Raw genomic sequence first — 22,777 nt, 5'->3', positions numbered from 1 at the left:
CCTGCCGCCACTTTTACGCCTGAGGAGGAGAAGCGATTGAGTCAAGCAAGTGCAAACAGATGGATGAAAAAGTGGGTGGCAGCCGCCGTCTCGCTGACGGTTGTCGGAACCGTCGCCTTACCGGCGGCGCCGCAGACAGCGTCGGCCGACAGAGGGGTTGTCGATCTCTGGAAATCAATCAAGCCGCTCACCACAATCGCCAGTGCCATGAATACGGGGGCTCACCCCGACGATGAGCACAGTGCTACACTCGCGTATGTATCTCTCGGTCAAGGGGTCGACACCTCCAGTGTCATCGCCAACCGCGGAGAGGGCGGACAGAACGAAATCGGCAGCGAGCTCGGCAATGCCCTCGGCATTATCCGGACCCGGGAACTGCAGGAAGCTTCCAAAATCACGAACATTACGCTGGCGAACCTTAGCGTGAAGCTCGACGATCCGATCTACGATTTCGGCTTTTCCAAAAGCCCGGACGAAACGCTGGAGAAGTGGGGCGAATCCGTCGCCTACGAACGGTTGATCCGCCAAATCCGCCAGAAACGGCCGGACATCCTGATTCCCGCTTTCCTGAACGAAGATTCCACTCACGGTCATCACCGGGCCATCAACGTTCTGACGGTACGGGCGTTCAAAGACGCGGGCAATCCGGCTATTTTCCCGGCGCAGCTTAAAGAAGGCCTCGCCGTATGGCAGCCGAAGAAACTGTACCTGCCGGCCACGGACAAGGATTACGATGTCGCCCTTCCGGTCGGTGACTATAACGAAATTTACGGAGCTTCCTACTCGCAGTTGGGGGAAGAATCGCGTTTTATGCACAAAAGCCAAGGCATGGGCCGCCATGTAGATGAAGGTCCCGGCAATTCTTATTACAAGCTGGCAGGGACCGCCGGGGATAACAAGACAGCCGTTTCAAAAAGCAGCTCGCTCTTCGACGGCATTTCCTTTACGTTCGAAGATCTTGCCAAAGAGCTGGACACCAAAGGCAAAGACAACAAGATCGTCAAAGATCTGAAAACCCTGCAGCAGGATGCCAATGAAGTCATCGCCGCCTATCCTAAATTCGCGAACGTCGCACGCGAGGTTCATGAAATGAAGGCGGACGTGAAGTCAGCGATTGAAAATGTGGAAAAATCCACTTTAGATTCTTCAGTTAAAACTGATCTCCTTCATAGGCTGCAGGTGAAAACCGATCAGCTTAACAAAGCGAGCATGGAAGCGGCCTCTCTGACCGTTAAAGTGAAGCCCGTATCGGGCGAGCTTGTAGCCGGACAAACGGCGAAGGTGGCAGTCACCGCACACAGCGGCGGCAGCGTGGATATCTCGGACATCGCGATGAAGCTGAATGTTCCCGAAGGCTGGACAGCCAAGCCGGCGGGCGACGCCGAGTTCAAGAAACTGGGTTACAACCAGACGGTCAAAACCGAGTTCGAAGTGACCGTTCCGGCGAAAGTCGCCGACTTCAACCCGTACGCCCTGCCGCTCATCAGCGCTGATGTTACATACACAGCCTACGGCACGCAGGCAGCGGTCCATGCGGTACCGGACAATGCGGTTGCCGTTCTTCCGGCAACGTCCTTGACCCTCAGCCCGGAAGCGGCCGTGTTCAACACGCTTAAGCCGGACGAAGCCGTACCGGTTAAAGTAACCGCCCGCAATTACGCGCCGGGAGCTTCCAAAACGACCGTTGCGCTGAAAGCTCCGGAAGGCTGGACGGTCGAGCCCGCTTCCCAGGACGTAAGCTTTGCGGCGAAGAACGAAACGAAAGCCATCGAGTTTACCGTTAAAGCGCCGAAGGGCGTGAAACCGGGCAAGGTGGACATTTCCGCCGTGGCCAAAGAAGGCCAGACCGACACAAGCCGGACGGTGCAGGTCATTACGTACCCGCATATCGGAACGACTTATTACGTGAAACCGGCGACTTTAACGATTCAAGCTTTTGACCTTAACGTGTCGAAGGATCTTAAAGTCGGCTATGTTTCCAGCGGTTTTGACAATATCGACGCCGTTCTGCGCCAGGTAGGCGTTAACGTGACGAACCTGGATGCGAAAGCGATCCAGTTCGGGGATCTGTCCCAATACGATACGATCGTGCTCGGCATTCGCGCTTACGCGTTCCGTCCGGAACTGATTCCGAGCAACCAGCGTCTGCTTGATTACGCGAAAAACGGCGGCAACCTGGTCGTTCAGTATCACAAGCCGGAAGACAAATGGACGCCGGACCTCGCGCCGTACCCGATCAAAATCGGCCAGCCTCTCATTCAATGGAGGGTAACGGACGAGAATTCGAAGGTAACCATGCTGGCGCCGGATCACAAGATCTTCAATACGCCGAACAAAATTACGGACGCCGACTGGCAGAACTGGATTCAGGACCGTTCGGCCTACAATCCGGCTGAGTGGGGTAAAGAATACACCGAACTGATTTCCAACGGCGATCCGGGCGAAAAAGAATTTACGGGCACCTTCCTGTCCGCCGATTACGGCAAAGGCACGTATACGTACAGCTCGCTTGTCTGGTACCGTGAAATGCCGAGCCTTGTTCCGGGTTCCATCCGGATGTTCGTGAACATGATCAGCTTGAAGCAGTAAGCTTGGCAATTGAACTTATACCGTTCTTTTATTTCAAAAAGCCCGATGATTCACTCCTTATTTAAATGAAGAAAGACCGCAGCGGGGGATCTTCCGATCCTCCGTTCTATCGCGGTCGGCTTGATCCGGCAGCAGGAACAAACCAAAGAAACCGGAGGGGACAACATGAAGGCCCTAGATATCCACGGAAGGCATGCCGAGTCCGCTTTCAGGAATGCCGCCTTTGCGGTCGTTCCGCTGGGAAGCTTCGAGTACCACGGTCCGCATTCTCCGCTGGGGACGGATTTTTTTCTCGCCCAAGGCTTCGCGGGACTTATTGACCCGGGGTTAAAACCCCTCGTTTATCCGGCCATTCCTTACACGGCATGTCCGGGCAAAACGGGGGATTATCCCGGCACCATATCCATCGATCCGGCCGTGTTTCACCGGTATTTGAGCGATGTGCTGGAAGGCATCTGCCGTTCGGGATTCAGACGAATCGTGCTGCTCAACGCCCATGACGGCAACATTGGAGCCTCCAGGACGGTTGCCGAGGAAGTAACTTCCCGCTGGAAGGATGCAAGCTTTCTCCTGATCAACTGGTGGCAGCTGGCTGCTGCGGACGCTCCGGAAAAGCTCGGATTTTTTCAAGGGACGACAGGAAGAGGACACGGCGGGCCTTACGAAATGTCCGCTGTCAAAGCGTTCCGTCCCGACCTGGTTCATGTATCGGAAGAAGATGCGGAATTGACTCCGCCTCCTCCGCTTTCCCCGATGCCTTACGTATTGGTGGAAGGCACGCCGGAAGGCTGGGCGGGCTACACGGGTCACATCCGTCAGACTTCTCTTCAAGCGGGCGATTGGATTGTAGGCGAGGTCACGGCCAACATGAACGCCCTCATTGCGAACTGGCTAGGCCGGCCCGCTCCCTGAACCACACCGCTTGCCTGTCATAAACATATAGAAAGTACCACTAGGAGGAATGGACCGCATGAGAAACCGCGAACAGATTTTACAGGAAGAAGGCGCCGTCTTTCCCGGGCTGACCTATACGGAAGCTGTGCTTAAACCCGCTTTCAATGAAGCGAAAGCAAGTCTTCTCGGCCCGATGATGGCAATCAATAAAGCGCACCTGATTATGCTTAAAGACCAGGGGCTCGTTACCGAAGAGGAAGCGTCGCAAATTGCGGACGCGATCCGCGGACTGAATCTGGAAGGGCTGCGTCAAGCCGAGTACACGGGACAGTTCGAGGACCTGTTCTTCCAAGTGGAAAGCGACCTGCTGGAAGCGGCCGGAGACATCGCCGGCAATCTCCATCTGGCCCGCAGCCGCAACGATATGGGCATCTCGATTTACCGGATGGTGCTCCGGGAGAAGCTCCAGACGACGATCCGGGGAGCGCTTGCCCTCAAAAGCCAACTGCTCGCATTCGCCGAGGAACACGCCGAAACGATCATGATCGGCTACACGCACACCCAGCAGGCGCAGCCGACAACGCTCGCTCATTACATCATGGCGGTGGCGGATTCGCTCGACCGGGATGTGCGCCGTCTGCAGGCCGCCTACGCCAACTGCAACCGCAGCAGCATGGGCTCCGCCGCTTTGACCACTTCCGGGTTCAATATCTCCCGGGAGAGAATGCAGGAACTGCTCGGCTTCGACGAGCTGATCTATAACTCCTACGACGCCATCGGCGGGGCCGATTATGTCGGTGAGATTGCGACGGCCGTACAGCTGGCCGCCATTAATCTCGGCCGCTCTTCCCAAGATTTCCTGCTGTGGTGCACACAGGAATTCGGTGTGCTGCGCGTAGCCGACCCGTACGTCCAGATTTCGTCGATCATGCCGCAAAAACGCAATCCCGTCTCGTTCGAACACATGCGCTCGCTTCTTTCGAGCTGCGTGGGGAACACCCAGACCGTACTGACGATGATGCACAACACGCCGTTCGGCGACATCGTCGACACCGAAGACGACATGCAGCCGTACGCATGGAAAGCTCTGGCTGTCCTCGATCAGATGTACCGCCTTCTATCCTGCGTCATCGGTACGATTCACGTGGACAAAGATGTGCTGCGCAAGCGGACGGAAGGCAGCTTTGCTACGGTGACCGAACTTGCCGATACTCTGGTGCGGACCGACAACCTGTCTTTCCGCAAAGCCCACCACATCGTCAGCGGAGTCGTGAAACGCGCGGTATCCGAAGGGCTGGCCGCCAACGAAATATCGCTGGATATGGTTAACGAGATTGCCCGTCAGGTGATCGGCCGCGACTTGTCGATTACAGAAGAAGCGTTCCGCAGCTCGCTGGACCCTGTCCATTTCGTCTACATCCGCACCCTGCCCGGGGGACCTGCCCCGGACGAAATCCGCAGCACGATCGCAGACCGCCGCAGCCGTCAGCAAACCCAGGAAGCCTGGCTCCGGGATTCGCAGAGCAAAACGGAAGAGGCGCTGTCGCACCTGGATGCGGCGCTTGAAGGATGGAGCTCCGGTCAATGAAGGGGCGCAGCATTCCGCTGCTTGCCGTAGACGGCGGTGGAACCAAGTGCCTGGCTGTTTTTACCGATAGGCAGGGAAAAATAGAAGGAACCGGCCGGGGAGGCTCCTGCAATTACCAGACGACAGGCAAGGAAGCCGCCGTGGATGAGCTGGTGCGGGCCATGAAGATCGCCAGGGAGGATCTGACGGAACCTCCCGCTCCGGACGAAACGCTGCGCGTCGAATGCGCGGTCTTCGGGATGGCCGGGCTCGATACCGGCTACGACCGGCAGATCATTGAAGGGCTCGTCCGTGAAGCCCTCTCCAGGGCGGAGATTCAGGCGGACCGGGTCGTCGTGGAGAACGACGGACTTGCCGCGCTGCTCGGAGCGACGGACGGCAAGCCGGGCGTCCTGCTTATCGCGGGCACCGGCTCCATCGTTTACGGCGTCAACGGACAGGGACGCAGCGCCCGGGCGGGGGGCTGGGGCTACCGGGTCGGGGATGAGGGGAGTGCCTACTGGATCGGCAAACAGGCCCTCACCGCTATCCTGCAGACCCTGGACGGCAGGCAGGGGCCGACGATTCTCGCCCGCAGAGTCCTGCCCTATCTCGACCTCCGTTCGGAGGAGGAGCTGTACAACTGGGTGTATTCGGCCGACTACCGGGTAGACACCGTTGCGGAACTGTCGCTGCTTGTCAGCGATTCCGCGCGGGAGGGAGACGCATCCTCCCTGCGTATTCTAGAAGCCGCCGCGGATGAGCTTGTTTACGGGGGACGGGCCGTTATCGAAAAGCTTGGAATGAAAGACACTTCCTTCACTTTGATCCTCCAGGGAGGGGTTCTCCAGAATAATGAGTTTGTGCGGAGCCGTTTGACGAAAAAATTGCGCGAATTCGCCCCTTCATGTAATCTGGAAGAAATAAAAAAAGAACCGATTTACGGAGTGATCGCCCAGGGACTCAGCCTGCTGCCGTAAATCCGGGGGAGGGTGGGGGACGTTATGAGGAAAACGCTGCTCTTTGTGTTTGCGCATCCGGACGACGAATCGTTTGCCTGCGGAGGCACGATGGCCAAATATGCGGAGCGTGGACATGCTGTCCATTTGGCCTGCGCCACATCCGGCTGCAAGGGCAAAACGGGGGAGTACACGTTTACCTGCAGGGAAGAAATCGCGCTGTACCGGGAAGGGGAGCTCCGCCGGGCCGCCGCCGTTCTCGGCGTCGAGCGGGTTCACTTCTACCGTTATCCGGACGGAGGCCTGGCCGAGGTCCGTGAAGATCTCCTGGCCGCCCGTGTGGCCGCGACGATTCTGGACCTGCAGCCTCATCTCGTCGTCACGTTTCCTCCGGACGGAGTAACGGGGCATCCCGATCATATCGCCATCTCCAAGGCGGTGCTGCGGGCGGTCGAGGAATTGGACGCGGACGGCGGGGCGGCGCCTGACCTTTATTACGCCTCCATTCCGAACTATTACGACCACTGCGGCGACTGCGGCCCGTCCGAGTGCTGCCCCATTACGTCACGCGTGAATATTTCGGAATTCCGCAGCCGCAAGGGAGAAGCGCTCCAGGCGCACAAAAGCCAGGTGTATTCCGTGGACCGGGCCTACCCCGGCGTCATGCACGGCGACTATTCGGTGATCGGGCGCTACGAATACTTTACGCTTGTGCGGCGGGGCGGACAGCCAACGGGATTAAACAAATGCGCTGGTGAAATTCCGGTCGTTGAACTGGTCTGATATTCTTTTTTATTAAGCAGCTCAATAAACGAGGTCAGCTTTCCTTCGACAGGAGGCTGGCTTTTTTTACGTGTCCGGCCGTACGGAAAGACGCCGGAAGCAGCGAGGGCGAGGGGACCCGCCCAAATCCCGTTCTTTGATTTCCTCTCGCTAATCCGGTACACTTTATGGATGATCTTTTGCAGGAGGAACTGCGGGAGAATATTTCAAAATCAGCCGGGACGAGTCCGGCTTCGAGGTGGAACCTTTGACTCATTCCTACGATAATGTAGTTTTATTTCCCAAAACGGCCGCTTCCTACGAGAAGCAGATGACCCAACTGCTGGAGCAGGAGCGCTATGAAGAGGCGGTGCGCCTGCTTCGTTATCTTCTGCAGTTCGCCAGGGACGATGCGGAGAAACAAGCCCAGTGGAGAGCTCTTCTACAGTGGCTGGAAACGATGTTCCCGGAAACTCTGTACGACGATGCCGTCATGCAGGAGGGCGGTGAAGAGGAGGAAATTACCGAGGAAGACCTCAAGCGCCAGTCGGTGGCCGGGAAGTCCGCGGAAGGCCGGCAGTATGTCGGGAGTCTGCTGGACATGCTTGAGGACGGTACGGATATGGAGCGTCAGATGATCGCTCTGGAGCAGCTTGCTTTTGCGGAGGACGACCGGATCGACGAGTTTGTAAAAGAGTGGCTCCATACGGCCCCGAGCCATCCGTTCGTCCAATTCAGAGCCCTGCAGATGCTGAAGCAGCGGGGAGGCAAGGGCCCTGTCGTGCTTGCGCGCGCGCAGAACAAAATGGTGCTCCGCATCGAGGATACGCCCCTGAAGCTCGAAGAATTCCCGGACCGGATACGCGAAATGGTATACCGGGTTCAGCAGATCAGCGAGTCGGAGCAGCCGGACTTCGGTTTTTTCGCCGAGCAGACGTGGCTGGAATTTCTCAAAACGGTGTACGGCACGGAATTGTACACGTCCATGAGCAGCTGCCGGGAAGAAGAGGTGGACGTCTGGGCGAGCGCGCTGCATACCGTTCTTCACGAATCTTTATTCGGGAGCGCGGACAGGGAGCATCTGCGGGAGCAGTACGGAATCACCGCTTCCATGCTGCAGGCGTGGGGCGAAGCTTACGCTTGTCTGCAATCTTTTATCCAGGCTTTGTACACGGGCGGCTAAAATAAAGCCATTCCAGTCATTCGCTTGAAAAAGCAAGGGTTTGTGGTATACTAGAATGGTTATAATGGCCACTAAAAGGCTTACGGGCTTAATTATGAGGTCAGAACGTGAAAAAATACTTGTCAGGGTACATTTTTGGAGGGGAAAGCATAAAATGAAAGCAAGCTGGGAAAAAATAGAGAAGAACACTGCAGTTCTTGATATCGAAGTGGAAGCGGAGCAAGTTGCCGACGCTCTCGACAGAGCTTTTAAGAAAGTCGTAGCCAAAGTAAACGTTCCGGGATTCCGTAAAGGTAAAGTGCCGCGGTCCATCTTTGAAAAGCGCTTCGGCATCGAAAGCCTGTACCAGGATGCGCTGGACATCATTCTGCCGGAAGCTTACATGCAGGCCGTTCAAGAAACGGGCATCGAGCCTGTTGACCGTCCTGAAGTGGACGTTGAACAATTCGGCAAAGGCCAAGCCCTGAAGTTCAAAGCGAAAGTAGCCGTGAAGCCGGAAGTGGAACTCGGCGACTACAAAGGCATCGCGATTCCTGCAGCGGACAGCGCGGTAACTCCGAAGGAAATCGACGAAGAGCTGGAACGCCTGCAGCAAAGACACGCTGAGCTTGTCGTGGTTGAAGAAGGCGCGGCGGCAAACGGCGACATCACGATCATCGACTTCGAAGGTTTCGTGAACGGCGAAGCGTTTGAAGGCGGCAAAGCGGAGAAGTACTCCCTTGAGCTGGGCTCCAACAGCTTCATCCCTGGTTTCGAAGAGCAAATCGTCGGCATGACCAAGGACGAAGAGAAGGACATCGAAGTGACATTCCCGGAAGAATACCACTCCGAGCAGCTTAAAGGTCAAGCGGCTACTTTCAAAGTGAAGCTGCACGACATTAAGCGCAAGAACCTTCCTGAGCTTGACGACGAGTTCGCTAAAGACGTAAGTGAATTCGACACGCTCGAAGAGTACAAGCAGGACATCGCGAAGAACCTGGAAGAGAAGAAGAAGCAGGATGCTGAAGTTCAGCGCGAAACAGCTGTGGTCGAGAAGGCCGCTGCCAACGCGAACGTTGAAATTCCGGCTTCCATGATCGAAACCGAACTCGACCAGATGGTAAGTGAATTCGAAAGACGTCTGCGCATGCAGGGCATGACGCTGGATCTGTACTTCCAATTCTCCGGCCAGAACGTGGACGTGCTGAAATCTCAAATGAGAGAAGACGCCGAGAAACGCGTTCGCAACAACCTGGTTCTCGAAGCGATCGCGATCGCAGAGAAAATCGAAGCGACGGACGAAGACGTGAACGCCGAGCTGGATCGTCTTGCCGAGCAGTACCAGAAATCCGTTGAAGAGCTTCGCTCGATCTTCGAAGCTAACGGCAGCCTGGAAGGCATCAAGCAGGATCTGGCTGTTCGCAAAACCGTAGACTTCCTGCTCGCCAACAGCACGGAAGAGAAAGAAAAGCCGGCTAAGAAAGAATCGAAAGCTAAAAAAGCAGCGAAAGAGGAAGCCAAAGAAGAAGAAGCGGCCGAGTAATCGCTTCGCCTTCCCAGGCACTGCACGATCCCGACAAAAGCTGTATAATAGGACACATACAAAGGCACGTAATCCAAAGCGTGCCTTTGTTTTACCCGAAAACAGCCGCGGAAGCGATATTTAGCGGGATTTATCCTAAAAATGACTTTACCTTTTAAACATGGTAAAATGAAAAGTAAGTACCCGCAAAGGAGTTGGTCCAATGAGTCTTATCCCTATGGTTGTGGAGCAAGAAGCCCGTGGTGAGCGTTCCTACGACATCTATTCTCGCCTGCTCAAAGACCGTATTATCTTTATCGGCAGCGCGATTGATGATGATGTGGCTAACCTTGTCATTGCCCAACTGCTGTTTTTACAGTCCCAGGACGCAGAGAAAGACATTCACGTATACATTAATTCTCCGGGTGGCTCGGTAACGGCCGGACTCGGAATTTACGATACGATGCAGCACATCAAACCGGACGTGTCGACGATTTGCGTAGGCATGGCAGCGAGCATGGGTTCCCTGCTTTTGACGGCCGGTGCGCCCGGTAAACGTTTTGCCTTGCCGAATAGCGAGGTTATGATCCATCAGCCGCTGGGCGGTGTCCGGGGGCAGGCGTCGGACATCAAAATTCACGCCGATTGGATCATCAAAACGAAGCAGAAGCTGAATAATATCTATGTGAAGCATACCGGCCAGCCGTATGATAAAATAGATCGCGATACAGATCGCGATAACTTTATGAGCGCGGAAGATGCGAAGGCGTACGGATTGATCGACGAAGTCATCACTCGAAGCGACCTGAAATCTTAAAGGAGTGATCCAATGTTTAAATTCAACGATGAAAAAGGTCAGTTGAAATGTTCTTTCTGCGGAAAGTCCCAAGATCAAGTCCGCAAACTCGTTGCGGGTCCCGGCGTTTATATCTGCGACGAGTGCATTGAATTGTGCACGGAAATCGTGGAAGAGGAGCTCGGGCACGAGGAAGAGCTGGATCTCAAAGACATTCCGAAGCCGAAGGACATTTGCGGCATTCTCGATCAATATGTAATCGGCCAGGATCAGGCGAAGAAATCCCTGTCCGTTGCCGTTTACAATCACTATAAGCGGATCAACTCCCAAAGCAAGCTGGAAGAAGTGGAACTGCAGAAGAGTAACATCATTCTTGTAGGTCCTACGGGAAGCGGGAAAACCCTTCTTGCCCAGACGCTTGCCAAAATTCTCAACGTTCCTTTCGCCATCGCCGATGCGACTTCCCTTACGGAAGCCGGCTACGTGGGCGAGGATGTCGAGAACATTCTCTTGAAGCTGATCCAAGCAGCCGACTACGATGTGGAGAAAGCCGAACGCGGCATTATCTACATCGATGAGATCGATAAAGTAGCCCGCAAGTCCGAGAACCCGTCGATTACACGCGACGTGTCCGGCGAAGGCGTACAGCAGGCCCTTCTGAAAATTCTGGAAGGTACGGTCGCTTCCGTACCGCCGCAAGGCGGACGCAAGCATCCGCATCAGGAATTTATCCAGATCGATACGACGAACATCCTGTTCATCTGCGGCGGCGCGTTTGACGGCTTGGAACAAATCATCAAACGCAGAATCGGGAAGAAAGTCATCGGCTTTAGCTCCGATGGTCTGAAAACCGATTTGAAGCCGGGCGAGTACCTCTCCATGGTACTGCCGGAAGACCTGCTGAAATTCGGATTGATTCCGGAGTTCGTAGGACGTCTGCCGGTTGTCTCCACGCTGGAACCGCTGGACGAAGCCGCTCTCGTTCGTATTCTCACCGAACCGAAGAACGCCCTCGTGAAGCAGTATCAGAAGATGCTGGACATGGATAACGTCAAGCTTGAATTCGATGCGGAATCGCTGGATGCTATCGCCAAAGAAGCCATTAAGCGCAACACCGGCGCCCGCGGTCTTCGTGCTATCATTGAAAGCATTATGCTTGATGTGATGTTCGACGTGCCGTCCCGCACGGATGTAACGAACTGCACCGTTACGAAAGATTCGGTTCAGGACAAATTGACCCCTATTCTTTCCTCTCAGGAAGGTCAGGAAGTCAACAAGAAGAAAGAAGAAAGCGCCTGATCTCGGTTGAGACAGGAGCTCATACTATAGAGTAACCGACAGCCTCCAAGCTGCCCGGCCTTGGCTGCCCGCTTCATCATTTGAGGCCGGCGCGGCTTATGCCGGTGCGGCGCGGAGGATGTTTGGTTCATGGGAGAGAAGACACGTATGTTTCACAGAAAAGATACGAGACCCGTTCGTGTCGGAGATTTAACGATCGGCGGCAGCGACGAGGTTATCATTCAAAGTATGTGTACGACGAAAACGGCGGACGTCAAAGCGACGGTAGCCGAAATCCACCGGCTGGAAGAAGCCGGCTGCCAGCTCGTTCGTGTGACCGTCAACAATATGGAAGCGGCGGACGCCGTCAAGGAAATCAAGAAGCAGATTAACATTCCGCTTGTATCCGATATCCATTTCGACCATCGCCTCGCACTGGCGGCCATTGAGAACGGCATCGACAAAGTCCGGATCAACCCGGGTAACATCGGCCGCCGTTCGAAAGTCGAAGCCGTTGTGAAGGCTTGTAAAGAGCGGGGAATTCCGATCCGGATCGGCGTAAACGCGGGTTCTTTGGAAAACCACCTCTTGGAGAAGTACGGATATCCGACGCCTGAAGCGATGGTGGAAAGCGCCTTGTTCCACATCGGCATTTTGGAAGAACTCGATTTCCACGACATTATCGTGTCCCTGAAGGCGTCCGATGTGCCGATGGCTATCGCCGCGTATACCCAGGCTGCTCAGGCATTTAATTACCCGCTTCACCTCGGCATTACCGAAGCCGGAACACTGTTCTCCGGCACGGTGAAGAGCGCTGCGGGGCTCGGTGCGCTGCTCAGCATGGGCATCGGCTCCACGATGCGGATCTCGCTCAGCGCGGATCCGGTCGAGGAAGTGAAAGTCGCCCGCGAGCTGCTTAAAACGTTCGGCCTCATTACCAATGCCGCGACGCTTATTTCGTGTCCGACCTGCGGACGTCTGGACATCGACCTCTTTTCCATCGCGAACGAAGTCGAGGCCTACATTGCCAACCTCAAGGTGCCGATTAAAGTTTCCGTACTCGGCTGTGCCGTGAACGGACCGGGCGAAGCTCGCGAAGCCGATATCGGAATCGCAGGAGCGAGAGGCGAGGGCTTGCTTTTCCGCTACGGGGAGATGGTCCGCAAGGTACCGGAAGCCGAACTTCTGAACGAGCTGAAGAAAGAAATCGACATCATTGTCCACGAATTCAACCGTACGGGTGAAATTCCGGGACGCCGCCAGCATCAAGAACGTATCGAGCTCGCTCAAAAACAGGCTCAAGCTCAGCATTCCTGATGCATAAAGGATTCACCCCGGCTAGGGCTGGGTTCAGCCAACCGGCGTACTCCGCTTAAAAAATCAAAAGTCACGATCCCCTAAGGATCGTGACTTTTTTTGTGGGAGCTTAATCCTGCAAGTTGCCGGGGGACTTTTGTCCTTCGCAAAAAATCGATTTCTCCTGAAGGCGAAGCGGGCTGTCCGTCATTTTGCCGGTGCGGAACCGTTGTTCTGGCTGCCTCCGGGCCCGGGGCCTAAATCCCCATGGGCGATATAAGCGGCAACGGCATCCCGGATCGCCGCTGCGATTTTTTGCTGGCCTTCGGCGCTCGTCATCCGTGACCGGTCATCCGCATTTGTGATAAACCCGATTTCCACGATGACCGACGGGCTCTGGGCTCTTTTCAGAAGGTAATACGTTTTACCAAGGATAGGGAGATGCCGGGTTCCTGAAATGGCGTTCAACCGTTCTTGGATCTGAGTGGCAAGAAAAAGGGAACCGGCGCTGTTTTGATGCAGCACATAGGGCCCTTTTTTGGAGCGGCTGAACGAAGAATTCACATGAAGCGAAATGAGCAGCTTCGGTTTAAGGTCGTTGGCCATCTGCATCCGTTGGGCAAGGTCCCGGATATGCCGGCTGCGGTTATTAAGCCATTTGTTGTCGTCGCTTAGAGCGTAGTCCTTGTCTCTGTTCAAAACGACCCGATAGCCCGCTTCCGTCAGCAGTTGATAAGACTGTTTGGCTACGGCCAGGTTGATGTCTTTCTCGAGCAGATCGCCGTGAACGGCCCCGCCGTCAATGCCTCCGTGTCCGACATCAATCAGCACATCGGGCGGATTTATATGGCTGTTGGTCTTGGAAGCGGATTTGGGAGGTTGCGCGTTGAGTGGGGAGTCAGGTGTCGTCGCCGGTTCCATTATATCGGGCAGCGATTCCGCATGGGCTTTTCCCGTAGTAAGCGATTTTTTGGCATCGGCTGCAAGCTTGGATGCCTGCAAGGCGGTACCGCTGGTATGAGGGGTGGTTTCGGCGAGCTGGTTTGGCGTTCCGCAGGCCACGGCAAGCAAAGAAAGGCCGGTTATGCAAGCGGCCAGACAAGAGCCCGTTAGTAAGCGTTTGGTAAACATCCGGTCCATCCTTTCCGGAGTAGGTTAACCGTAGTTTTCTACGACGGCCGTCCTCTCATTCATGATTAGCCGAGAAAACATTTGGACGGCATGATTATTCCTTCACAGGAGGGGAATACTGCCATGTATGAGATCGGACCGGAAAGGACTGAAGATAAAATGGATATGAGCTTTAGTATGATTTTAATGTTGATTCAGGTGTTTTTTGCAGTTGTCATCGGGATGTACTTCTGGAATTTGCTGCGCAACCAGCAGACCAACCGGTCTGCCATCGATAGAGAATCAAAGAAAGAGCTGGAGAAACTGAGAAAGCTCCGATCCGTTTCGCTGACCAAGCCTCTGGCGGAAAAAACGCGGCCTTCCAGTATGCAGGATATCGTCGGGCAGAAGGAAGGGCTTAAGGCGTTAAAAGCCGCTCTGTGCGGTCCCAATCCCCAGCATGTGCTTATATACGGCCCTCCGGGTGTAGGGAAGACGGCGGCGGCTAGGGTCGTCCTGGAAGAAGCGAAGAAAAATCCGCAATCGCCTTTTCGCAATGAAGCGAAATTCACGGAAATCGACGCGACCACGGCCCGTTTCGACGAGCGGGGCATTGCCGATCCGCTGATCGGCTCCGTTCACGACCCGATTTACCAGGGCGCCGGTGCAATGGGCGTTGCCGGAATTCCGCAGCCGAAGCCGGGTGCCGTTACGAAAGCTCACGGCGGTATCCTGTTCATTGACGAAATCGGGGAACTCCATCCGATTCAGATGAATAAATTGCTCAAGGTGCTGGAAGACCGCAAAGTGTTCCTGGAAAGCGCCTATTACAATTCGGAAGACAACAACATTCCGAACTTTATCCATGATATTTTTCAGAACGGGCTGCCTGCGGACTTTCGTCTCGTCGGCGCGACGACGCGCACGCCGAATGAAATTCCTCCGGCCATCCGTTCCCGTTGTATGGAAATCTTCTTCCGTCCGCTCCTGCCGGAGGAAATCGGCGAGATTGCGGCCAATGCGCTGGCCAAAATCGGGTTCCCGGCGAACGAATCCGCCATCGGTGTCGTCAAACGCTATGCGACCAACGGCCGTGAAGCGGTCAATGTGATTCAGCTGGCGGCCGGACTCGCTCTGACGGATAAGCGCGAAGAAGTGACCGCGGCCGATATCGAGTGGGTCGTCAACAGCTCCCAGATCCAGCCCCGACCGGAACGGAAAATCCCTTCGGAGCCGCAGGTCGGCTTTGTAAACGGGCTTGCGGTATACGGTCCGAATTTGGGCACGCTATTGGAGCTGGAAGTTATCGCAATCCCCGCCGCCCGTCCGGGAAGCGGTTCGTTCAACATCACCGGGGTCGTCGACGAGGAAGAGATGGGCGGCGGTTCCCGCACGCTGCGCCGCAAAAGCATGGCCCGCGGGTCCGTGGAGAATGTGCTGACGGTTCTGAAGCGCATGGGGCTGCGCACTTCGGACTATGATCTGCACATTAATTTCCCCGGCGGTACGCCGATCGACGGACCGTCCGCGGGAATCGCCATGGCAACGGCAATCGCATCGGCCCTTCACCAGATACCCGTGGACAACAAGCTCGCCATGACCGGCGAGATGAGCATACACGGGAAAGTGAAGCCGGTCGGCGGCGTTGTCGCCAAGGTGGAGGCCGCCTTCCAGGCGGGGGCGACGCGCGTGTTCATTCCCAAGGAAAACTGGCAGGAGCTTTTCGCGGATCTGCCCGGTGTCGAAGTCATCGCGGTGGAATCGGTCGAAGAAGTGCTTTCGCTTGCCCTCGGCCTCCAGATCGCCAGCAATGTCATTCCGATGCCTGCGGCGGGAGAGCAGATGATGCCGGGCACGATGCCGTTCCTGCATGCGGGGCCGACCGATGGATCGGAATCCGCCAAATCGTAACATTTCCGTCTCCGGGCAGAAGCGGCTTTCGGCAGGGAGAAATTCCTTTCCGGGGGCCGTTTTGTGCCCAATTGGTGTTTTGCAGACAATTTTGTTAAAATGTTATCTACAGCATTAGCCCACCAGTAAAAAAGTGGAGGTGTCGGAACATGGGGCCTAATAAAACGCGGATACGCCGCCTGCCGTTATTGCCTCTCAGGGGACTGCTCGTATATCCGAGCATGGTACTGCATCTGGACGTAGGCCGGGAAAAGTCGGTCAAAGCCTTGGAAAAAGCAATGATCGAAGACAGCATGATCCTGCTCTGTTCCCAGGCCGAAGTGAATATAGAAGAACCCGCCAAGGAAGATATTTACCGGGTGGGGACCATTTCGAAAGTGCGTCAAATGCTCAAGCTTCCGAACGGAACGATTCGCGTACTGGTAGAAGGAGTCGTGAGGGCGGAGATTGCCGAGTATATCGCCAACGACGAGTTTTACGAAGTCAACGCGAAAGAGCTTCCCGAAGAAGAAGTGAACGACGCCGAAATCGACGCACTGATGCGTACGGTGCTCAATCAGTTCGAGCACTATATTACGCTGTCCAAAAAAGTAACGCCGGAAACATTGGCTGCGGTATCCGATATTGATGAGCCGGGGCGACTTGCCGATGTCATCTGCAGCCATCTTTCCCTTAAAATCAAAGACAAGCAGGACATTCTCGAAACGGTGGACGTGCGAAGCCGTCTGGAGAAGCTGCTTAGTATTTTGAACAACGAGCGCGAAGTGCTTGAACTGGAACGCAAAATCAGCCAGCGCGTGAAGAAGCAGATGGAGAAGACACAGAAGGAATACTATCTGCGGGAACAGATGAAGGCGATTCAGAAAGAACTCGGCGATAAAGAGGGCCGGGCCGGTGAGATCGAAGAACTCCGCAGCCAGCTTGCCGCCTCGGAAGTGCCTGAGAACGTTCAGGAAAAAATCGAGAAGGAAATCGACCGTCTCGAGAAGATGCCTTCCACATCGGCGGAAGGAAGCGTTATCCGCAATTATATCGATTGGCTGCTTGCTCTCCCGTGGACGAAGAAGACGGAAGACGATCTGGATATCCATAAAGCGGAAGAAATTTTGAATGCCGATCATTACGGACTGGAAAAACCGAAAGAACGCGTGCTGGAATATTTGGCCGTTCAGAAGCTGGTCAAGAAGCTGAAAGGGCCTATCCTCTGTCTCTCGGGTCCTCCGGGAGTAGGTAAAACGTCCATCGCCCGCTCGATCGCGAAATCGATGAACCGTGAGTTCGTCCGCATCTCGCTCGGCGGGGTACGGGACGAGGCCGAAATCCGCGGCCACCGCCGCACGTATGTCGGAGCGATGCCGGGCCGCATTATTCAGGCCATGAAGACGGCGGGCAGTGTGAATCCGGTGTTCCTGCTCGATGAAATCGACAAAATGGCGATGGATTTCCGCGGAGACCCGGCTGCCGCGCTTCTTGAAGTGCTGGACCCGGAACAGAACAACACGTTCAGCGACCACTTCATCGAAGTGCCGTTCGATCTCTCTAACGTGATGTTCATTACGACGGCCAATGCGCTGCACAACATTCCGCGGCCTCTGCTCGACCGGATGGAGGTTCTGTACCTTCCGGGCTACACGGAAATCGAGAAGCTTGAAATCGCGGACAGCTACCTGCTGCCGAAGCAGAAGCGCGATCACGGACTTGAAGACGGCCAGATGGTGATGAACCGCGATGCTCTTCTTCAGGTGATCCGCGAATATACCCGTGAAGCGGGCGTCCGCAATCTGGAACAGCAGCTTGCCGCGATCTGCCGCAAGACCGCCAAGAAGATCGTCTCCGATCCCGGCCGCACGGTCGAGGTTACGGTGGACACCGTCAAAGAAGACCTCGGTCCGCCCAAATTCCGCTATAATATGGCGGAGGAGCAGGATCAGATCGGTGCGGTCACGGGTCTGGCCTGGACGGAAGTGGGCGGCGATACGCTGGTCATCGAAGTCACGGTCATGCCGGGCAGCGGCAAACTGACGCTGACGGGCAAGCTCGGCGACGTGATGAAGGAATCCGCCCAGGCGGCATTCAGCTACACCCGCTCGAGAGCGGAGCAGCTCAAGATCGCGCCGGATTTCCATGAAAAGAATGACATTCATATTCATATTCCGGAAGGCGCGATCCCCAAAGACGGACCGTCGGCAGGGATTACGATGGGAACAGCGCTGATCTCTGCGCTGACGAACATCCCCGTGTCCAGCCAGGTGGCCATGACCGGCGAGATTACGCTGCGCGGCCGCGTCCTTCCTATCGGCGGACTGAAGGAGAAGGCGCTGGCCGCACATCGTGCGGGAATCCGCACCATCCTCCTGCCGAAGGACAACGAGAAAGACATCCGGGATATTCCCGAAAGCGTCCGTAACGATCTTACGTTTATTCCGGTCGCTCATATGGACCAGGTACTGGAACACGCGCTCGTCAAGGAAGTGGATCTGAAGGCTTAAGCCGGTCGGGTATATCTTCCTGTCTTCCAAGCAGAGACCGGGCGCATATCGATGAAAAGAGTGTGAAACATGAAGGTCAACCAGGCTGAATTTATTATCAGTGCGGTGGGACCGGGACAATACCCTGAGGATGCCTTGCCGGAGATTGCTTTGGCAGGGCGTTCCAATGTGGGTAAGTCTTCGCTCATCAACCGCATGATTTCCCGTAAAAATCTGGCCAGGACAAGTTCCCAGCCGGGCAAAACGCAAACCCTCAATTATTACCGCATTAATGACGACTTATATTTCGTCGATCTTCCCGGTTACGGCTATGCCAAGGTTTCCAAAACGAAACGTGCCGAATGGGGCAAGTTTATCGAAAATTACTTGCTAAAGCGGGAACCGCTTAAAGCGGTTATGCAGCTGGTCGACCTGCGTCACCCGCCGTCTAAGGACGACCAGGCCATGTATACCTGGCTGAAGCATATGGATGTGCCGGTAATTGTCGTTGCGACCAAAGCGGACAAGGTGCCCAAAGGCAAATGGCAAAAGCACGCCAAGATCATCAAGGACGATCTGGAGTTTGACCGTTCGGGTCCCTTCATTATTTTCTCGTCGGAAACGGGAATGGGGAAGGACGAGCTGTGGGAGATTCTGGAGTCCGCGATCGGTTGGGGACAGCCGCAGCCGGATAGCGAAGCTTTGCCGGAATCGGCTCCTTCGGAGGAATAATAACCGCGGTCTCTCGTTAGCCCGCGGCTGCAGGGTGTAAACCGTCTCATTACGGGACGGTTTTTTTGCTGTCCACCGGGTGGAGGCTGACCATCGTCATGGAACGCTAAGCACCGCGCGCCGGGGGCCTCGGTGCGGTCGCAATAAGAAGGGCGGAGGGGTCTCTTGACGGAATGGGGAAAACCTTGTATTCTTTATTTAGAAGTTTATCTAAATATCTAATTAAGATCGATAAAGGGTGTGCATCGAACGTGAACCAGACTACTGATTTAAAGCGGCTTCAGGAGCACCACATCCGCTTGTCCCAGCTGATGTCTCCGCTTTACCTCCTGATACCGCTCGTCTTCTGGGCGTTTTTCGATTATCAGGGAGTGGGCGTAACCGTAAAACCGGTCCTGCTGGGCGCAGCGGGCTGGATCGCGGCTCTCGCTCTCAGAGGGCCGGTAAGTCTTCTTGCAGCCCGCATGCCCGCAGAAAAAGGGCGCCTGCTTCTCGTATCGTCATCCGGACCTTTGGAAGAACTCGTCCGCCTGGTTACGCTGCTCGCAGCGGGCTTGACGATCGGCTCCGCGGCTTCGATAGGCATTGGCTGGGCCGCTATCGAGATTGTGTATACGCTCGTAACCCTTTTCGCGGTAGCCTCTCTCTCCAAACGCACGGATGAGAAAGCGATGCAGGCCAAAGCCATGCTGGAGGCGCAGGGGACGTACGGAGCCCACCCGGCATGGGGGCTCATCGAGCGGGTTTTCGCCAGCGCTTACCACATCGGCGCTGCCTTGTGTATAGCCCGTTATCCCTGGTCGGCCGTGATTCTGATTCCGCTTCATTCCCTGCTCAACCTGGCCGTACTGGCAGCCGCCAAAAAGTCGCTGGCTCAGGCCGAAGCCATCGCCGCATTCGTCGGAACGACGGTACTTGCGATCGGCTGGCAGCTCTACCTGTAACCCGAAGGCTGCCGCGGCATGATATCTGCTTTTTTCAATCGGAATTCAAACAAGTTTTCATGAGGAGGTGAGGGTGGTGAACGATACCTTTAAAGCCCTGTCGGACCCGACGCGGAGACAAATCCTGAAATTGTTGAAAGAAAAGGATTTATCCGCGGGCGAAATCGCCGACCATTTTCAAATGTCCAAACCGAGCATCTCCCATCACCTGAGCGTCATGAAGCAGGCTAAGCTGGTGCTCGACGAACGCAGAGGCCAAAGCATCATCTATTCGCTGAACACGACCGTTATCCAGGATGCCCTGGGATGGCTGATGGATTTTACGCACAAAGACGAAGGAGGAAATCAACATGACAAACGCGATTCGTAAAACGCCGAGATGGACGTGGAAAGACACCTTGCTGCTGATCATCGCCGCGGCGCCCATTCTCTACGCTATAGGGGTCTACGGCAAATTGCCCGAGATAATGGCGGTCCACTTCGGAACGGGCGGGGAAGCCAACGGCTATCAGAGCAAAGGCTCCTTCCTCATTCTGATGTCTGCGCTAAATCTGGCTCTGCCTCTGCTGATGAAGTGGGCCCCGTCTCTCGATCCGAAACGGAATAATTACGAAAAATTCCAAGGTTTTTACGATCTTCTTCGAATTTTAATGACCGTATTCTTAAGCGGTGTCTTTTTCATTACAATCCTGACCAATCTTGGATACGATATACCCATCAACTTCTGGGTTCCGCTTGGCGTCGGCGCTCTTTGGATGGTGATCGGCAACTATATGGGACGCGCTCGTCCCAACTATACGTTCGGAATCCGGACTCCCTGGACGCTGGCCGACGAGGAAGTATGGCGCCGGACCCACCGCATGGCGGGTCCCATCTGGATGCTGGCGGGAATCGTATTTATCGGAGTGTCGCTGTTCCCGTCGGTCGTTCCCGCCTGGTTCGGAATTGTGGTTATTCTGCTGAGCGTGCTCGTCCCGACCTTGTATTCGTACATCAAATACCGGGAGCGAAAAAATTAAATTTTCACCAAAGGTTAATAAACAGCAAGCGCGGATTCCGCGCTTTTTTTGTTTAATCGGAAGCATGGACGGGTAAAAAGCCGTATGGAAGACTATTTTAAGAAGTGAGCATGGAAAGCGATGAGTTTTCAAGGCAATTGGAGACTATACGGTGCTGATAGCCAATTTTTTCAGGCAGGAGAGCGTTTTTTCCGTTTTTCGCCGGATTTTCATGCATCGTACGCAGGAATATTAAGTCTTGATGTAGTATAATATGAAGTAGGCAAGATCAAAGGCGTTGAAAAAATAGAATTGAGGGATTTCCATGGCACAGAGGTTAGCGACTGAATATGTCAAAACCCGCCTGCAATTAACGGAAGCCGAAATGTCCAAATTTGTCCAAATGTTTGCCGATCAGCAAATCACGGCTCAGGTCAAAGTCATCGAGAACGGAAACCAGGAGTTTGTCTTTCAGGAAGAGGCGGGAGAAGAGATTGTTCTTTCGTTTGAACGCGTCGGTAAGCAGTATATTAGCTCGGGATCCTGCCGTGTAACAAGTCTGCGTTTGACTAATCTTATGCGCAAGGCGATAGCCGAATTCAAAGGTTCAGCCATCGTTAAGCGGATATACGCTACGTTTGTGATGATGTATACCTACGAGAACGGGAAAGTCGTCAAAATCGTCGAGATCAAAGGACAGCATACGAACGTCGTCTATGAGTATCACGATACGCTCGGCCAGCTGGAGAACCTTTTCCGCCGGACGGAGATCGAAAGGGAAATTGGCATGATCCAGGATCAGATCAACCATCTGCTGGATATGCGCAACGAAGTTCCCTGTCCTTCGCTCAAGCGTGATATCGACGACCGACTGAAAATGCTGACCCGCCGTTTGTTCGTACTCGAAGCGTAGGATTTGCTCAAACCCGGCAGTAGGCATATTATTTTACGTGCAAGTTAAGCTCTATATACAGAAGCGAAGAGCCTGTCCACAGGCTCTTTTTTTATTTTTTTGTGAAGATAAAAAAATGGATTCGTCCGATCCGCTTTGGCAGACACGAAGCGGCGCGCCGTTACATAGTGTATTACGGACAGAATCGCAAGCGGGGCATTCCGAAAATGAATCTTGCGAATGTGAAAAAAACTATTGCATTTCTGTTCAATAGATGTTATTTTTAATTTCGTTGAAAACAATATAGGAACCAGGATTCACTCAGGACATTGAATGTTGCGAGAGATTATTCCCTCGGGAAGTGAATGACGTAGGTCCTAGCGGATGAAATGCGAGAACAATTTTATTCCTAGGAAGGGGGAACCGGAAGATGGAATATTCAACTTTCGGAAGACACGTTGCTGTAGATACTTGGGGAGTAGATTTTGAACTTTTGAACAATGCAGAGTGGCTGCAAGCCCAAATGGTAGACGCAGCTGAAGCGTGTGGAGCAACGGTCATGTCTGTTCAGTCCAAGCAATTTGAGCCACAAGGTGCCACAGTACTAGTACTGCTGTCTGAGAGTCATCTTTCCATTCATACGTATCCTGAGAGAGGTTTTGCCGCGCTGGATTGCTACACTTGCGGTGAAACGGTAGATCCTCAATTGGCTATCGACCACATGATCTCGCTGCTTAAGCCGGAGAAGGTCTATGCCAAGAAACTGGTTCGCGGAATGGGCGAGTTTGAAGTCGAAACGCCGGAAATCAAGCAAGCCGTATTGGCTAAGTAAGTTTGTTGTTTTAGTATACAAGATAAGCTTTTATATAAGTAAGGTAACCACGGAGTCCGCATTCC

19 protein-coding genes are annotated in these 22,777 nt (G+C 54.5%); 18 read left to right on the top strand and 1 reads right to left on the bottom strand.

Annotated elements, in window-relative coordinates; translation table 11 throughout:
• Positions 1-63 precede the first annotated feature (63 nt).
• The 10 genes from HMPREF1207_RS06640 to ispG all read left to right on the top strand — a co-directional run bounded on the left by HMPREF1207_RS06640 (position 64) and on the right by ispG (position 12,846).
• On the top strand, positions 64-2,589 hold the full coding sequence (locus HMPREF1207_RS06640; protein ID WP_170318668.1) for a PIG-L family deacetylase: 2,526 nt from the start codon (positions 64-66) through the stop codon (positions 2,587-2,589).
• A gap of 165 nt (positions 2,590-2,754) precedes the next feature.
• Positions 2,755-3,501 carry a creatininase family protein gene (locus HMPREF1207_RS06635; protein WP_009674203.1) on the top strand — a complete coding sequence of 249 codons (747 nt, stop codon included), beginning with the start codon at positions 2,755-2,757 and terminating at the stop codon, positions 3,499-3,501.
• A 58-nt stretch (positions 3,502-3,559) separates the two neighbouring features.
• Entirely contained in the window at positions 3,560-5,071 is a 1,512-nt protein-coding gene (argH, locus tag HMPREF1207_RS06630; RefSeq protein WP_009674223.1) for an argininosuccinate lyase, read from the top strand.
• The gene (locus HMPREF1207_RS06625) at positions 5,068-6,030 is read left to right on the top strand and encodes an N-acetylglucosamine kinase (protein WP_009674231.1); all 963 of its coding nucleotides are present in this window, start codon (positions 5,068-5,070) and stop codon (positions 6,028-6,030) included. Before argH ends, HMPREF1207_RS06625 begins: the two co-directional genes overlap by 4 nt.
• A gap of 24 nt (positions 6,031-6,054) precedes the next feature.
• On the top strand, positions 6,055-6,792 hold the full coding sequence (locus tag HMPREF1207_RS06620; protein ID WP_009674207.1) for a PIG-L deacetylase family protein: 738 nt from the start codon (positions 6,055-6,057) through the stop codon (positions 6,790-6,792).
• 247 nt (positions 6,793-7,039) lie between these two features.
• Positions 7,040-7,954: a hypothetical protein gene (locus tag HMPREF1207_RS06615; RefSeq protein WP_009674220.1), complete on the top strand. Its 915-nt coding sequence runs from the start codon at positions 7,040-7,042 to the stop codon at positions 7,952-7,954.
• Between the two features lie 154 nt (positions 7,955-8,108).
• On the top strand, positions 8,109-9,476 hold the full coding sequence (gene tig / locus HMPREF1207_RS06610) for a trigger factor (RefSeq protein ID WP_009674213.1): 1,368 nt from the start codon (positions 8,109-8,111) through the stop codon (positions 9,474-9,476).
• Positions 9,477-9,678: 202 nt separating this feature from the next.
• Positions 9,679-10,272 carry an ATP-dependent Clp endopeptidase proteolytic subunit ClpP gene (gene clpP, locus HMPREF1207_RS06605; protein ID WP_009674201.1) on the top strand — a complete coding sequence of 198 codons (594 nt, stop codon included), beginning with the start codon at positions 9,679-9,681 and terminating at the stop codon, positions 10,270-10,272.
• 12 nt (positions 10,273-10,284) lie between these two features.
• Positions 10,285-11,550: an ATP-dependent protease ATP-binding subunit ClpX gene (gene clpX, locus HMPREF1207_RS06600; RefSeq protein ID WP_009674211.1), complete on the top strand. Its 1,266-nt coding sequence runs from the start codon at positions 10,285-10,287 to the stop codon at positions 11,548-11,550.
• Between the two features lie 147 nt (positions 11,551-11,697).
• Positions 11,698-12,846 (top strand): flavodoxin-dependent (E)-4-hydroxy-3-methylbut-2-enyl-diphosphate synthase, encoded by a 1,149-nt coding sequence (ispG, locus tag HMPREF1207_RS06595; protein ID WP_009674222.1) that lies wholly within the window; start codon positions 11,698-11,700, stop codon positions 12,844-12,846.
• A 186-nt stretch (positions 12,847-13,032) separates the two neighbouring features.
• Here ispG and HMPREF1207_RS06590 read toward each other — a convergent pair whose 3' ends face one another.
• Positions 13,033-13,956 (bottom strand): N-acetylmuramoyl-L-alanine amidase, encoded by a 924-nt coding sequence (locus HMPREF1207_RS06590; RefSeq protein ID WP_009674205.1) that lies wholly within the window; start codon positions 13,954-13,956, stop codon positions 13,033-13,035.
• Positions 13,957-14,121: 165 nt separating this feature from the next.
• Here HMPREF1207_RS06590 and lonB point away from each other — a divergent pair, with 165 nt between their 5' ends.
• The 8 genes from lonB to speD all read left to right on the top strand — a co-directional run bounded on the left by lonB (position 14,122) and on the right by speD (position 22,712).
• The gene (gene lonB / locus HMPREF1207_RS06585) at positions 14,122-15,846 is read left to right on the top strand and encodes an ATP-dependent protease LonB (RefSeq protein WP_170318667.1); all 1,725 of its coding nucleotides are present in this window, start codon (positions 14,122-14,124) and stop codon (positions 15,844-15,846) included.
• Between the two features lie 149 nt (positions 15,847-15,995).
• Positions 15,996-18,335: an endopeptidase La gene (gene lon, locus HMPREF1207_RS06580; protein ID WP_009674232.1), complete on the top strand. Its 2,340-nt coding sequence runs from the start codon at positions 15,996-15,998 to the stop codon at positions 18,333-18,335.
• 69 nt (positions 18,336-18,404) lie between these two features.
• Positions 18,405-19,046 (top strand): ribosome biogenesis GTP-binding protein YihA/YsxC, encoded by a 642-nt coding sequence (yihA, locus tag HMPREF1207_RS06575; RefSeq protein ID WP_009674209.1) that lies wholly within the window; start codon positions 18,405-18,407, stop codon positions 19,044-19,046.
• A gap of 251 nt (positions 19,047-19,297) precedes the next feature.
• Positions 19,298-19,990 carry a hypothetical protein gene (locus HMPREF1207_RS06570; RefSeq protein WP_231392019.1) on the top strand — a complete coding sequence of 231 codons (693 nt, stop codon included), beginning with the start codon at positions 19,298-19,300 and terminating at the stop codon, positions 19,988-19,990.
• A gap of 76 nt (positions 19,991-20,066) precedes the next feature.
• The gene (locus tag HMPREF1207_RS06565) at positions 20,067-20,360 is read left to right on the top strand and encodes an autorepressor SdpR family transcription factor (RefSeq protein WP_170318666.1); all 294 of its coding nucleotides are present in this window, start codon (positions 20,067-20,069) and stop codon (positions 20,358-20,360) included.
• Positions 20,341-21,009: an SdpI family protein gene (locus HMPREF1207_RS06560; RefSeq protein WP_009674236.1), complete on the top strand. Its 669-nt coding sequence runs from the start codon at positions 20,341-20,343 to the stop codon at positions 21,007-21,009. Before HMPREF1207_RS06565 ends, HMPREF1207_RS06560 begins: the two co-directional genes overlap by 20 nt.
• 304 nt (positions 21,010-21,313) lie before the next feature.
• The gene (locus tag HMPREF1207_RS06555) at positions 21,314-21,901 is read left to right on the top strand and encodes a hypothetical protein (protein WP_009674206.1); all 588 of its coding nucleotides are present in this window, start codon (positions 21,314-21,316) and stop codon (positions 21,899-21,901) included.
• 409 nt (positions 21,902-22,310) lie between these two features.
• Positions 22,311-22,712 carry an adenosylmethionine decarboxylase gene (gene speD / locus HMPREF1207_RS06550; protein ID WP_016423520.1) on the top strand — a complete coding sequence of 134 codons (402 nt, stop codon included), beginning with the start codon at positions 22,311-22,313 and terminating at the stop codon, positions 22,710-22,712.
• Positions 22,713-22,777: the final 65 nt, after the last annotated feature.

The sequence above is a fragment of the Paenibacillus sp. HGH0039 genome (assembly GCF_000411255.1).
Taxonomy (GTDB): Bacteria; Bacillota; Bacilli; order Paenibacillales; family NBRC-103111; genus Paenibacillus_F.
The sequence above is the reverse complement of the archived record's forward strand: the minus strand, read 5'-3'. Positions and strand labels throughout refer to the sequence as shown.

Coding starts and splice junctions, on each gene's coding strand:
- HMPREF1207_RS06640 (WP_170318668.1), top strand. CDS start 64: ATGAAAAAGTGGGTGGCAGCCGCCGTCTCGCTGACGGTTGTCGGAACC.
- HMPREF1207_RS06635 (WP_009674203.1), top strand. CDS start 2,755: ATGAAGGCCCTAGATATCCACGGAAGGCATGCCGAGTCCGCTTTCAGG.
- argH (WP_009674223.1), top strand. CDS start 3,560: ATGAGAAACCGCGAACAGATTTTACAGGAAGAAGGCGCCGTCTTTCCC.
- HMPREF1207_RS06625 (WP_009674231.1), top strand. CDS start 5,068: ATGAAGGGGCGCAGCATTCCGCTGCTTGCCGTAGACGGCGGTGGAACC.
- HMPREF1207_RS06620 (WP_009674207.1), top strand. CDS start 6,055: ATGAGGAAAACGCTGCTCTTTGTGTTTGCGCATCCGGACGACGAATCG.
- tig (WP_009674213.1), top strand. CDS start 8,109: ATGAAAGCAAGCTGGGAAAAAATAGAGAAGAACACTGCAGTTCTTGAT.
- clpP (WP_009674201.1), top strand. CDS start 9,679: ATGAGTCTTATCCCTATGGTTGTGGAGCAAGAAGCCCGTGGTGAGCGT.
- clpX (WP_009674211.1), top strand. CDS start 10,285: ATGTTTAAATTCAACGATGAAAAAGGTCAGTTGAAATGTTCTTTCTGC.
- ispG (WP_009674222.1), top strand. CDS start 11,698: ATGTTTCACAGAAAAGATACGAGACCCGTTCGTGTCGGAGATTTAACG.
- HMPREF1207_RS06590 (WP_009674205.1), bottom strand. CDS start 13,956: ATGTTTACCAAACGCTTACTAACGGGCTCTTGTCTGGCCGCTTGCATA.
- lonB (WP_170318667.1), top strand. CDS start 14,122: ATGAGCTTTAGTATGATTTTAATGTTGATTCAGGTGTTTTTTGCAGTT.
- lon (WP_009674232.1), top strand. CDS start 15,996: ATGGGGCCTAATAAAACGCGGATACGCCGCCTGCCGTTATTGCCTCTC.
- yihA (WP_009674209.1), top strand. CDS start 18,405: ATGAAGGTCAACCAGGCTGAATTTATTATCAGTGCGGTGGGACCGGGA.
- HMPREF1207_RS06560 (WP_009674236.1), top strand. CDS start 20,341: ATGACAAACGCGATTCGTAAAACGCCGAGATGGACGTGGAAAGACACC.
- HMPREF1207_RS06555 (WP_009674206.1), top strand. CDS start 21,314: ATGGCACAGAGGTTAGCGACTGAATATGTCAAAACCCGCCTGCAATTA.
- speD (WP_016423520.1), top strand. CDS start 22,311: ATGGAATATTCAACTTTCGGAAGACACGTTGCTGTAGATACTTGGGGA.